This is a genomic window from Chryseobacterium sp., assembly GCF_041914225.1.
In the GTDB taxonomy this organism is placed as follows: domain Bacteria; phylum Bacteroidota; class Bacteroidia; order Flavobacteriales; family Weeksellaceae; genus Chryseobacterium.
Window position 1 is genome coordinate 50,711 of sequence record NZ_JAYSDT010000023.1, and the last position, 12,725, is coordinate 63,435.

The 12,725-nt window shown below is 32.8% G+C and carries 10 protein-coding genes, 1 tRNA gene and 1 pseudogene; 6 read left to right on the forward strand and 6 right to left on the reverse strand.

Going from position 1 to position 12,725, the window contains the following annotated elements:
- Positions 1-17: 17 nt before the first annotated feature.
- On the forward strand, positions 18-311 hold the full coding sequence (locus tag ACE3RB_RS12000; RefSeq protein ID WP_374464424.1) for a hypothetical protein: 294 nt from the start codon (positions 18-20) through the stop codon (positions 309-311).
- 52 nt (positions 312-363) lie between these two features.
- Here ACE3RB_RS12000 and ACE3RB_RS12005 read toward each other — a convergent pair whose 3' ends face one another.
- From ACE3RB_RS12005 to ACE3RB_RS12015, 3 genes are read right to left on the reverse strand one after another with little or no spacing between them, the layout of a single operon-like run.
- Positions 364-2,394 (reverse strand): recombinase, encoded by a 2,031-nt coding sequence (locus ACE3RB_RS12005; protein ID WP_374464425.1) that lies wholly within the window; start codon positions 2,392-2,394, stop codon positions 364-366.
- A gap of 13 nt (positions 2,395-2,407) precedes the next feature.
- The gene (gene mtgA / locus ACE3RB_RS12010; protein WP_374464426.1) at positions 2,408-3,052 is read right to left on the reverse strand and encodes a monofunctional biosynthetic peptidoglycan transglycosylase; all 645 of its coding nucleotides are present in this window, start codon (positions 3,050-3,052) and stop codon (positions 2,408-2,410) included.
- A gap of 43 nt (positions 3,053-3,095) precedes the next feature.
- Complete coding sequence (locus ACE3RB_RS12015; RefSeq protein WP_374464427.1) at positions 3,096-4,142, reverse strand: ABC transporter substrate-binding protein; 1,047 nt, start codon at positions 4,140-4,142, stop codon at positions 3,096-3,098.
- A 59-nt stretch (positions 4,143-4,201) separates the two neighbouring features.
- On the opposite strand from ACE3RB_RS12015, the gene ACE3RB_RS12020 reads away from it, so the two are divergent.
- Positions 4,202-4,275, forward strand: a tRNA-Arg gene (locus ACE3RB_RS12020).
- Here the strand turns inward: ACE3RB_RS12020 and ACE3RB_RS12025 are convergent.
- On the reverse strand, positions 4,241-5,803 hold the full coding sequence (locus tag ACE3RB_RS12025) for a recombinase family protein (RefSeq protein WP_374464428.1): 1,563 nt from the start codon (positions 5,801-5,803) through the stop codon (positions 4,241-4,243). The two genes, ACE3RB_RS12020 and ACE3RB_RS12025, sit on opposite strands and share 35 nt — an antisense overlap.
- Before the next feature lie 98 nt (positions 5,804-5,901).
- Positions 5,902-6,117: a hypothetical protein gene (locus tag ACE3RB_RS12030; protein WP_374464429.1), complete on the reverse strand. Its 216-nt coding sequence runs from the start codon at positions 6,115-6,117 to the stop codon at positions 5,902-5,904.
- A 1,951-nt stretch (positions 6,118-8,068) separates the two neighbouring features.
- Here ACE3RB_RS12030 and ACE3RB_RS12035 point away from each other — a divergent pair.
- From ACE3RB_RS12035 to ACE3RB_RS12050, 4 genes and pseudogenes are all read left to right on the forward strand, one after another.
- The gene (locus ACE3RB_RS12035; RefSeq protein WP_374464430.1) at positions 8,069-9,196 is read left to right on the forward strand and encodes a glycosyltransferase; all 1,128 of its coding nucleotides are present in this window, start codon (positions 8,069-8,071) and stop codon (positions 9,194-9,196) included.
- Between the two features lie 22 nt (positions 9,197-9,218).
- Complete coding sequence (locus ACE3RB_RS12040) at positions 9,219-9,554, forward strand: glycosyltransferase family 2 protein (RefSeq protein ID WP_374464433.1); 336 nt, start codon at positions 9,219-9,221, stop codon at positions 9,552-9,554.
- Positions 9,526-9,873, forward strand: a pseudogene (locus ACE3RB_RS12045) (type IIA DNA topoisomerase subunit B); the annotation flags it as partial. The gene ACE3RB_RS12040 and the pseudogene ACE3RB_RS12045, both read left to right, overlap by 29 nt.
- Before the next feature lie 148 nt (positions 9,874-10,021).
- Complete coding sequence (locus ACE3RB_RS12050) at positions 10,022-10,564, forward strand: hypothetical protein (protein WP_374464431.1); 543 nt, start codon at positions 10,022-10,024, stop codon at positions 10,562-10,564.
- A 135-nt stretch (positions 10,565-10,699) separates the two neighbouring features.
- Here the strand turns inward: ACE3RB_RS12050 and ACE3RB_RS12055 are convergent, their stop codons facing one another.
- Positions 10,700-11,029, reverse strand: coding sequence for a hypothetical protein (locus tag ACE3RB_RS12055; protein ID WP_374464432.1), 330 nt, complete (start codon positions 11,027-11,029; stop codon positions 10,700-10,702).
- Between the last annotated feature and the right edge of the window lie 1,696 nt (positions 11,030-12,725).

A 12,725-nucleotide genomic window follows, 5' to 3' on the forward strand; every position in this document is an offset into this window, starting at 1 on the left:
AAACTCGAATCCCAACTATGAAGAAGAAAAAACGTGAATATCAATCCTCCGAACTGGTAAAATCTTTTGCCAGAATGTATGGTTTTGAACATAAACTTATTGCTTTTGACATTAAAGATTTCCTTGAAGAATATCTTGACGAAAGTCTTTTCAAAGAAATCAGAAGCGTCAATATTGAAAATGAATGTATTGTGATTAAAATTGACTCTCCCTTACTTAAAAATGATTTTAAGATGCGCAAAAGCTTTTATCTGAAAAAGTTTCAGGATAAATTTGGGTCGGATAAATTTAAAGATCTTCAAATACTTTAAACTTACTATATTTAAAGAAAAAGTGCTATCCATTGACAGCACTCTATTTTTATTAATGTTCTTCTGATTTATTGGAAATCGTACTGCTCATCAGATCATCCGCCTTTTTATCCAGTCCAGAACTCAATGGCAGGAAGAATTTTAACGGGTGCTTAATAAAATATCTGAAGATTTCTTTATAGATCTCACTTACCTGTCCGAAATTCATCTTTCTGGATCGGAATGCCAGGAACATGGATAAACTGAAGCTTACCAGGAAGTTGAAGAATCCAATCAGAAATACCGTTAAGAAAGATATCCAGAAGGTGTAGGAATCTACCGAAAAATCCTTTCCATACAACCCTAATGCAAAGTTGCCGGCAGCAAAGGTAATATGTCTGATATCAAGATCCAGCCCGAAAAACATCCCTACCGGTGCTGTTGCCCCAAGGAAAACCCCGAACCAGAAATTGGAAATGATTCCCGGCCAGTTTTTAGCATAATATTTTGACAATCCTTTTGCAAATTTCTTCCCGAAAAAGCTTCTGATAGACAGATTTTTAGCAATCCTTTCCGGAATCTGGTAAAACACGGAATTGTTTCCGATATTTCCTGAAATAATCCCGGAAATAAAAAGATAAAATCCGGCAATACTTGCGTGTAAAATCGCTTTGGATTTAAATGGATCAAGATCTTTTAACAATTTATCAGACCTTTCTACAGCAAGATTCTGGGAGAAAAATACATCCAGCCCGTAAATGATGGCTAATGCTATGGGAAAAGCCAGCAATACATTTCCTACAAAGGCAATAAACTGGCTTCTGAATAATTTGGAAACCAGATGGGCAAATTCGGTATTGTTTCTTTGAGCATTTCCTTCTTCAGACAGTACTTTTGTCATGGTAGCAGCTGTCATCGCAGGCTGTTTTGTTGCGAGCGTAAAGCCCATCAGATAAATCATCACGAATCCCATCGCATAATTCATCGAGTACAAGAAAGCATGGGAAAAATCACTTCCCGGGATATATCCATACAGCATTTTCAGGACGCACAGTGCTCCTACAATAATCCCACCACCACTAGCCTTATAGAACATCGTCATATATTCTTTACGGGTAGAAGTGATATAGTGTGTTCCGGTTTCTGCGGTATGATTGGTAATAAGATGGGAGATCAGCCTCGTGCTGTCATTGATCAGATCTGAAATATTATTTTTATGAGATTTATAGTTCAGAATATTAAAAACCAGCTGTTTAGATTTTATAAGAACATCCTCATCAGTATCGATTACCAGTAATTGTACGATCTCATAAATTCTTTCGGTCTGCTGGCGGATTTTCAGAAGAGATTGGTTAATCTTACCTGAAATTCCGTATTTGGCAGAATTCTTAAAAGCAATATTAACGAACTCAAGGCACTGTTCTGTATAAATTTTGATCTGCTTATATCTGCTGTCTTTGGAGTGCAGCTGTACATAGGGATCTTTTGCCAGATCCTCAGCTAGTGTCTCCAGTTCATTCTGCAGGGCCAGAAACGGATTATCGAGATTTCTGTACTGCGGAGCCATTCTCACCACTTCTACTTCCATGGCCATTCCTGTAACCCTCCAGGAAAGGATATTCATAGAGAAAATGAGTTCTTTTTTAATATTAGGACGAATAATAAAATCCGAAGCTCCTAAAATATTTAAAAATTCATTAATCTCATTTTCAGGAAGATTATGCAGGTATTTCAGGTCTTTTTTCGGTCGAAGGCTGACGTTATCAATCATGTACCACACCGTTTTCTCGTTTTCAACAGGTGGTAAAACCTTGTTCAGAATCCTCTTTTTAAGTTCCGGAAAAAAGGCATTTTCTGAAAGAATATTAGCTTCTGTCAGAGAAAGGTTAAAAGGTCTTCCTCTAAAAATATTGTGAATATAGTATTTAAAGTTCTCAGCAAAGTTGGGATTACTTCTGAAAAAATTGAGCACATCAGTAAAGTCCGCCTCTTTTATGGTTTCTAAAAACTCTGCAAAAGGCTCTAAAGAAAGAGTTTCGTTCTTAAAAGAAAAATATTTTTTAAGAACTGACTCAAAATTTGTGCTGGAATTAAAGAATTTCATTAGTACAAAGATACTATTTCAAACTCACATTCCTCATCTGTCTCATGATCCAATTATGTTTCTTTCTTAAATACGGCGATGGATTTTTAGGATCATACTTCTTTGGATTAGGTAATACAGCGGCAATCCATGCTGCATCTGAGACACTTAAATCCTTGGAAGATTTTCCGAAATAATATTGAGCGGCTGCTTCCACTCCGAATACGCCTTGCCCCATTTCAATGGAATTCAGGTATCTTTCAAGGATGATGTCTTTGGTCCATACTTTTTCGATGATGAAAGTATAAACAGCTTCCAGCCCTTTTCTCACCCAGCTTCTGCCTTGCCATAGAAATACATTTTTTGCCGTCTGCTGGGAAATAGTACTTCCTCCTCTTATTTTTTTGCCTTTCTCATTATATTTCATAGCCTTTTCGATTGCTTTATAATCGAAACCGTCATGATCAAAAAATTTCTGATCTTCTGAAGCAATTGCCGCCTTTTTCACATTATTTCCCATTTCGTCATAGGAAATATAGTCTCTGTGCAGTTTTCCGTATTCAAAAAGTCCTCCTATCTGGGTAAGGGTAATCGGTGGATTGAAGAATCTGCCCCAGATGATAAAAACTACATTCAGTACAAGAATGATGAAGATAAGCTGTTTAATTTTTTTCCACATAACTTGATAAAAAGGAAAGGCAAAAATAAGCAAATACTACGAGTTACTGCAATTCTTTCATATAAGTAAGCTGATAATCCGGTAAAAGTTCAGGATGAAAGATCTTAATATAGTCTTTGAGGATCAAATCTGCTCTTACGACACCACTTTCAAAGAAATCATTTGCCTTCAGTTTTTCTTTTCCGACAATGGTATAAATTTTCCCTTTATTGAATACATCCAGTTTCCCATAGAAAGGATTCATGCCCAGCATCTCTTTTTTCGAAGTGTGGCTTCCTGCATTTACCCAATACTGAACGCTTCCGGCTTTTGCATATACTTCTTCAAAACTCATTGTCAATGCTTTTTCATCTTTATTATCTTTCATGATATAATTCGCATTGGCATCTGAAATATAATGTGCTACGGAAGTATTCCCTCCCGGAAGATACCAAACATCCCCATACATCTCATTGGCGAGTACAACAGGTTTTTCCTTTGCTTTTGATGCAAGCTGCTTCAGATCGTTATAGTTTTTCTCTACTTCGTGATATTTAACTTCTGCTTCTTTCTCTTTTCCTAAAAATTCTCCGAAAAGTTTTATATAGGCCGTTTTTTCCAAAGGTTTCTGTTCCATGTATTCATCCAGAAATATCACCTGAATACCGTTGTTTTTTAAAAGTTCATAGGTATTGTCAAAACTGGCAATGTGATTGGTAAAAATAGCATCCGGTTTCATAGAGATGATTTTTTCCACATCATATTTCTGTTCACTTCCTACATTCTGGATTTTCCCTTCTTTAATCAGACTCTGAATTTTATCTGAATAAATATACTCCGGGCTAGAAACACCTATGATTAAATTTTCTGCCCCAAGCTCCGAAATATAGCCCGCCATACTTGCATTCAGCAGAATTATTTTCTTGAAAGGTGTTTGATTTTGTTTAAAATTGTAAGTAAAATTCCCTGATTTCAGCTCTAGTGTACCATCATGCTCCTTAAACTGGGTACGAGCGGAGATATTTGTCCAGTCTGCGGACGAAATTTTTGATTCTCTTTTACAGGCAATTAGCGAAAAGACCGTAAATAAAAGTAAAATTTTCTGTTTCATGTTTCAAAGAACGGAAAAAAGTGGTATATTTGCAACCGTTAAACAAAAAGTTAACAAATGGCCTCGTGGCGCAACTGAATAGCGCATCTGATTACGGCTCAGAAGGTTACAGGTTTGAATCCTGTCGAGGTCACTAGACCGACATTTGAAGTTTTTACTCTCTTATGTCGGTTTTTTTTATTTCCTAATCCACTGTTATACTGATAGATACACTGAGCAACAATATTCATTTTAGGTGTTTGAAAACTTTTTCCGTCAAATTCGACTTTTTGAGGAAATATTAAACACCCTATCGTTCTTTTTGTAAGCAGATCACCCCGTTGGTAAAGGTTTGAAAGGTTTTCCATTGAATCTAGAGCTTTTTCTATTTTTGTCTTGATGTCAAGTTCTTTACTTTCTGAGACAATGTGCTGAAGCTCCAATTCTAGTTGTTCGATTTGGGTTTTTGTGAGCATTTTTATCTCTTTATAATCATCTTCATCTAACTTATCGGCGAGATATTTATCCCTCGCACTAAAAATTTTTTCATTGAGCAAACTGATCTCTTTTGAAATAGATTTTCTTTTCGCGTCTATATCGTAAGTGAACTGTTTATAATTGTCTAAAAGGATCTCTTTCATCAGATCTTTGATCATTGGATTATATTCCAATTTTGAGATTTCATTTTCAAACAGTTCATTTAATCTGTCGGAGTTAAATCTAAACCCGCACTTATAATGGCAGTGATAGTAATAATAGGTTTTAGATTTCCCTTTGGCACCACTTGCAGTAAGATTCTTTCCACATCTCGGACAGATCAAAAGACCTCGAAGCGGAAAACGGTCATTTCCAAATACACGTCCTGCCGGGCCTTCTACTCTTCTTTTTTTATCCATGATCTGCTGCACTTGATAAAACAGTCTTTCGCTAATTAACGCTTCGTGTTTTCCATCAATATAATAAGCTTCCTCCTGCTTATAGTCTTCTATATAAATTTTACCGCAATACACCGGATTTCTCATGGCTTTGGCAAATGCACTTCTCGACATAGAAACACCTTCTCTTTTATTCATTTGCAATCTCACATGGTCAGCAGGAATATGCCCTTTGGAAATCTCATTAAATGCCCACATAATATTTGAAGCCTCCGGTTCTTTAATAGCAATATACTTTTTACCATCTTCGTGACTTCTGTTGACATATCCATAAGGAGCTATTCCCATCAATCGCCCCTCTTTTTTTGCTCTACGCATTCCATGAAAGGTATTCAATGCCCTTCTATCATTTTCAACTTCAGGGGTTGATAAATAAATTGCCAGCATTAATTTATTTTCAGGCACGGACATATCCAAAGGCTGTTCAATCGCTTGAGGAATAATATGATTTTTCTGGAGCAAACTTATCATTTGATAAGCATCCCCTGTATTACGACTAAACCGATCCCATTTAGTAAATAAAACTAAATTGCTTTTATGGCTTCTCTTTTTTATTTCAATGAGGTATTTTTTCCATTCAGGGCGTTCAAAGCTTTTAGCTGAATGATCTTCGTAAATAACCTTGTTGATTAATATATTGTTGTTTTCACAATATTTACGTAGTCTCTCATTCTGATCTCTCTGGGAATAGCCTTTTTCAGCCTGTTCATCGGTCGATACCCTTATATACAAATCTGCAATAACCATAGTTGTAATAATTTCGTTAAAATTGAGTTTTAGATTGGCATCAAGACAAAACTGATGCAATAGAAATTCATCATTCTGATATATTGCTAAGATACAAATTAACAGTCAGATGTAAAAAATTCTTTTAAGGTGAGCTTTACGATAATATATATAAATTCCATAATTTCTTCGGATTGCTCATCATTAATATCGTAGCCAGCTTTTCTTAGCAAATGCAATGCTTTTTCAGGAGGAATTTTCTTTAATTCAATAGATGGAATATATTTTTTGACGCCCGAATATGATCCCTTATTATGTTCTTTATGCTTTTTCATGATGATTCAAATTAATGATGATTTATAATTATTAATTTAAATCATCAATCCTGGTAGGTCTTGAAGTGTCTTTGGAATGGATATGATGGCCTTCTGTTGAAGTTAATTAACCATAGCTTTTTTCATCAAAAACATCTAATTTTTGTTCACTTGAAACCATGAAAGAACAGCACCTGAATGCTAAGCAAGAACTTTATCACTTAATTAATAAAATTATGTAGATTCGGAATCAAGGCTTTACAGAACTTAATTGTAAAAACTTTCTCAATTTGGAATGCAGTGCGTACCGAATTGACTTCGATCTATTATAGAATTATAAAAAGAACTGATAGCCCGAATCATGGAATTCAATATATAGATTATTCCATTGAAGGAAACTGGAATCCTAGAACACTCTAAAGAAAATTACATAGAAAGTATAGGAGTCTGGATACCTGTAATAGTATGAAAAAGTAATCGTCTCCAATATTTTTCAATTTAGTCTTGAATTTTAAAATATTTTAAAACTTCTTTATAATTATCTTGAGCGGTGAGACAAGTATCTAAAAGATATCCTCTGACAGTTTTACAATAAGAAAAGACAACACTCTTCTTTGAATGGAAAACGACTTGGGAAAATTATAGTCGTTGGAACATCCCATACCTATTCAGCCTGATGTTACTGCAAAATTTTGGAACTCGAATGAGGAAATATTGCCCAGAAATTATACTTACTTAAGTTATATAAAACAAAAAATGTTAATTTAGTCTCAAAGCCCAAGAGGAAGCAGGCTCTGCTGGGGAACAGGTAAGAAAAGAACGAAGTCCTTGCCGAAGGCTGCGAGCGAAGCTCATGCCAGCAATAAACTTTTAGATATACGGAAAGGGAGACCGAAAAGGTCTCCTCTTTTTATTTCCGGTATCTTCTATGGCTAAAAGAACCCACTCTTAATTTGTAGCGAATCTATTGTTATAGCACAAATTAGTTATGCTTTCAATTGTCCAGTCTACCAATACTGTAGAGCCTATATCTTTTTTTCATTAATTAAAAATATAACAACTACGGTTAACTTCCTCATTTCGGGGATCCTATCCATATTTAACAACAAAAAGCAGGTTTAATTACTTTTCCTTCATAAAGGCATAGTGACCACATAAATTCTGCTAAAACAGCAAACTTTTTTGAATATCTATGTAGTCACTGGGCCAAATTCACGCTGGGAAATCAAAATTTATGAAAAAACAGATTACCGACTTTATTATTTCTTCCGATGCTCCTTGCATCTTGTGATCAGGAAATGATCTTTGGCAATCTGAATATGCATACACAAATTCAGAAAGTTTCACTGCAGAAAGAAAGAGTACATCTCATATTTTAAGCCTTACTCACTATACACTAAAAGCCAATACCCCAAGAGATGGCATCCTGTCATTACTTCAGAGCATGTAATCTATTCTAAAATTATCAATCCAATAGTAACTGCTAGGTTGGATTTTGTTAAACAGCTTTATAATATTTTTAATCAAAAATAAAAGTTGTTTGTCATTTTAAAAGTTGTCTTATCATTTATCATCGCAGTTGAATGATAGATTTATCTTTCTTCGCATCATTAAAATCTTAAAGAAAACATTATTTGGTAGTAAGTTAAGATTCAGAGTATGGTTAAACTATTTTTTATAGCTACTATTCTGAATATATCTTAAGAAAGAATTTATTTAAATTTTCACTTTCCTCATGAATATTGCAAGGAAGGTTCAATAAAATAAGAGTATTAACTCTGACGCCCAACATTATTTTTCCAATCCTAAAGAAAAAGAGGGGGTCGTGATTTTAGATACTAGATAAATGACTATAGGCAAAGTCACGTGAAGACAAAATTATTTATTGAAAAAGACAGAAAAAATTTGATGAATATATAAAAGAAAACCTCCCTTATAAATTCAAAAAAGCAAGAGAATTAAATAAACATAAATGGAACGAAAAAAAATCTTATTTATATATTATCAAAATACTAAGCCCGGAGGTGTAGCCAAAGTATTGTCTCAGCTCACAGAACTGGCAGAGTTAAATTATGATATCGAAATTCTTTTCCTATTGGAAGCTCATCAGGATTTCTATCCCATACATCCTAAAGTAAAAAAGAACTACATCAATGCTTTTGGTGACAAATATTCTAGATTTGGAACCTCTATTTATAAAAAATATAATAAAATCCCCAAAATATATAATATTTACTCTTACCTCTATGATTTTGGAACATACAGGGTTTTAAATCAATGGATCAACGAAAACCATCAGAATTATGATACTATTGTTTCTTGCTGGTATAAACTTTCATCAATGCTGGCCATTAATAGCCAGGTAAGTAAGAAAACAATTGCTTGGGAACATATCAGCTACCAGATAGGTGGTTTAGTTTATTATAATATTTTGCGAAAGTATTATAAGAATCTACGCTCTATTATCTCTCTGACTCATACATCGTTGGAACATTACAAAAAAATAAATCCAAATTCAATCGTTATTTCCAATATTATTGGGGATAATTATGAAAGTTTTAAGCTGGACATTACGAGCAAAGAGAATATTATTTGCGCTGTAAGCAGGCTGGATCCTGAAAAAAATATAAAAGATTTTATTAACATTATCAAAGAATGTAAAATAGGAGAAGATTGGAAAATCATTATTGCAGGAGATGGTACTCAAAGAGCCTTACTAAAAGAACAGACACAAAACCTTGGTCTTCAAAATATTGAGTTTCTCGGAAGCATTTCTCAGGATAAAATACTGCAGCTATACAAAAAATCAAAAATCTTTTGCATGACCTCATTAAACGAAGGACTGCCTACCGTTCTTATTGAGGCTATCTTCTGCGGCAATGCACTTATAGCCTATGATTGCCCTACAGGGCCTTCTGAAATTATAAATACCAGTAATGGTTATTTGATTAAGATGCATGATAAAGAAAATTATATAGTAAAATTAAAACATCTAATTAATAACCCGCAGGAACTTACTGAGCTCATGATATCTAGTAAAACAGAATCAAAGAAATGGAGTAAAGAAAAAATAATACCGCAATGGGAAAAGATACTTTAGAGCACGATATATATCTGTTATCATACCGGTATACAATTCCGCAGAGAGTCTGCATCAATGTATTGATTCAGTTTTAGAACAGAGCTATAAAGGATTTGAATTACTGTTAATTAATGATGGGTCTGTAGACCGCTCTTTAGAAATAATGAATTCATTTGCTGAAAAAGTTTGCAGAGTCAAAGTTATTGATAAAATTAAAAACAGCGGAGTAAGCGATACAAGAAATATTGGCATTTCTCATGCAAAAGGAAAGATAATCTGTTTTATAGATTCTGATAATTGGATTGAAAAAAATTATCTCCAGATTTTTGTTGATAATTATACATCATCTTACGTTCTTCCTGCAATTCGTCCCTGATCTGATTAAAAACGGACATCTTTATATTCTTCAGACTCCCTTATTCAGGGTAAGAAACAAGAAAGAAATAAGATACTGTTATTCAGAAGCAGAAAGAGTAAAAGCATTAAATGATCTGCGAAGGAATCCTGAAATCACACGATTTAAAGGATTAGGAGAAATTTCTCCGGATGAATTCAAACACTTTATAGGTCAGGATATCAGATTGGAACCTGTAGTGTTAAGAAAAGACCAGACCATTGAACAGCTTCTGGAGTTTTATATGGGAAAAAATACTCCGGACAGACAGACTTTTATTCTGGAAAACCTGATTGTGTAAGATGATACTAATATTGCTAGAAAAGAAATTCTGGATGAAGTAGAAAACTAAAAATTATATATTAAAAACTATCCTTGACAACAATGCTGAGGATTAAAAAAACACATTTTGAAGTAAGAAATTAGGAAATTTACAACAAAGAAATCAAATGAGACTAAGTAACCGTAATAAAGCATCAGTTTATAACTTTTTAAGCACCCTTCTTCTTATGATAATGGTATTTGGAGTAATTGCATTTATCGCTAATAAATATAGATTTAATACGCTGGATGATGAAAGTTACTTACTGATTATTGTTCCTATTGTATTGCTGATTATCTTTTATATTTGCGGACGGCAGATTTTTGAATATGACAGTGATGGAGAAGTTCTGAACTTTAAAAACAGGAATATTATTCCTTTTTTAGAGAAGCCTCTTCATGATGAATTTCCAAAATATAAGCTGATAAAATATAATGTAGTCAGTGTTTTATTTATCAAAAGACTATACGTCACCGTTTCAAGTAAGAATAACGGATCTACGATACTGAAGTATCAGATCTCTTATTTGAACAGAAAGGAAGTAAACGATTTAAAACTCTCTCTGAACAAAATAGTAAAAACTAATAAAGACAAAAAGGACAAAAAAGCAGATTTCACAAATAGAACTACTGTTTGTGAAATCTGTGGAACATCTTCAGAAAATAATTGATGAAGCATAAAAACATTTACAATGGCTGATTATTCTATCATTCAAAAAGACTTTTACCGGGAAAGCGGAAAATGGCTTTCAACATTTCAGATCTGGAAAAAATGCATTAATCCCAATCTTCATTTTATCTATCTCTTAAGAATGGCTCAAAAACACCAAAATAAAGCCATCTTGAATATTTTTTGGAAAATTATATCCTAATCCCACTTTTTCTGATTTAACCCCGACAACTTTTTTGGAATGAAGTGAGAAAGGTTCATTATTTCCCGTATCAAACATCCATTTTCCCCTCACTCCATTGATCTCACCGTCAATAAAAGGCCAATCCTCTATAAGTGAAATCTGAAATTTAACCACATCTCCTGTAAGATAAATGGTTTTGGATGTTTTTGAGGTATTTTGAGCGTAGTTGCTTATAGAGATAAATACAACTACCAAAGATAAAAATTTTATAATTTTCTTCATAGTTAGACGGGTAAATTTTTGTTCCTAACGCTAAGATGCTGTGTGTAAGTTTCCCATTTTCGGTTATGTTTCCAAATGTATGATAAAATTTTAACAAATAAAAAAGAGCAGAACATTGTGTTAAATTTGAATTTATGGTAACTATCAAAAAAAACCTCATTGTTTGATATTCAAAAGTAGTAAAAACGGCTTAAAAATCACAGGTATTCAAAATTATTTCTGCAATAAATGCAGAAAACAATTTCAATCGGATTATTTCTATTTAGGTTGCCAATAGATGTAAGGTTGATAATATTGAGACTATTAGTTAACAGGAACGGAGTCAGAAATATATGAAAAGCATCAAAAAGTGTGGGGTAACTAAAAAAATCTTAACTTTCTTCTGCAAAAAAACATTCTGTTGACAGAAGAAAATCTTATTCAATTCAAGATCCACATTTTAGGGGATATCACCGCAGATCTTCCGAAGATTTGTAGTTCGTAATAGTACGAGCGTTACGCAGCTTTGATACAAATGATTGTGGGTTGAGGCTATTTTTTCATGAATTCCATATCTGGGGATGTTATTATGGTAGTTTTAACAGCGACAACAGTCAATTACTAACCAAAAACTCTACTTTTGAGTGTGCCTAAACTGGGAAGATTACAAAACATTCTTATGGTCTTAGCTCTTCCGGATTTAATGTAAATTTATTATTCCATACATAAAGATTATTCACTTAAAAGTGAAAATAATGAAACAATTACATGTAATTATATAAAAATAAATTCTTATAAACCGGTAGCTTTGTAATAGGATTTTTCATAAGTAACTTTAGGGGAAATCAAGAGCAGAAGTCTACAATTTATTTTTTACAGTATTTTATAAAAAGGACTTATTATTTTCTTCATTTTTCATTCACTAGATTTTTGAAGTAATAGATTTTTATATTTGGCAGCAACTTGGTATTTATCATCCTTAAATACTAAGTTTTCTACTTTATTTGATATAAAAGTAATAGATTATAATTGTGAAATACTATAAGTTTATCTTGGTTTAATTATTACTATTTACTAATATTATTGAAATTAATGTAATATTTAACGATAATTTTTCATTTTAACTATTTTATTCCTCATTTTGTTAAATGATCATCAATGATGAAAAAGGGTTTATTCTTTAATTGTTTTTCTACTGTAGAATAGTAGAAAGAAAAAATAGATAAAATATTTCTACCCTCAAAGAAGTATTTATAAAAAAACAGAATAGACTTTCTAATAATCCTTTAGTTTTTTAGCTAACTAAAGGATTATTTACAAAAAAATAAAACAATGGTATCAACTGTACAAAAGTTAAAATTTCTTATTAGACCTAGTGACCACATCGATGTTGAAATGGCCAACTTTTAAATTTTCCTATTTTTTACTTTAGAAATTTGGGCTCTACTACAGTTAAGCGAAAATTAACGGTTGGGGATATTTCACACTCTTTTAAAATTAAAGAAATCAGCTGTCCGAAAACCGAGTTTGTAGAAAAATGATTACTTTTACCCATCGTATTTTTGTTTGTGCATCTCAAATTTACGATGTTTTCGTGAAGCCTTCTAGGAGGCTTCTTTTTATCAGATAACAATGATTATAAAAAATATGAATAAATTAAATTTCCTTATTACAACTGTACTGATTATGCTATTGTCTTGTAAAAAGAATAATAATT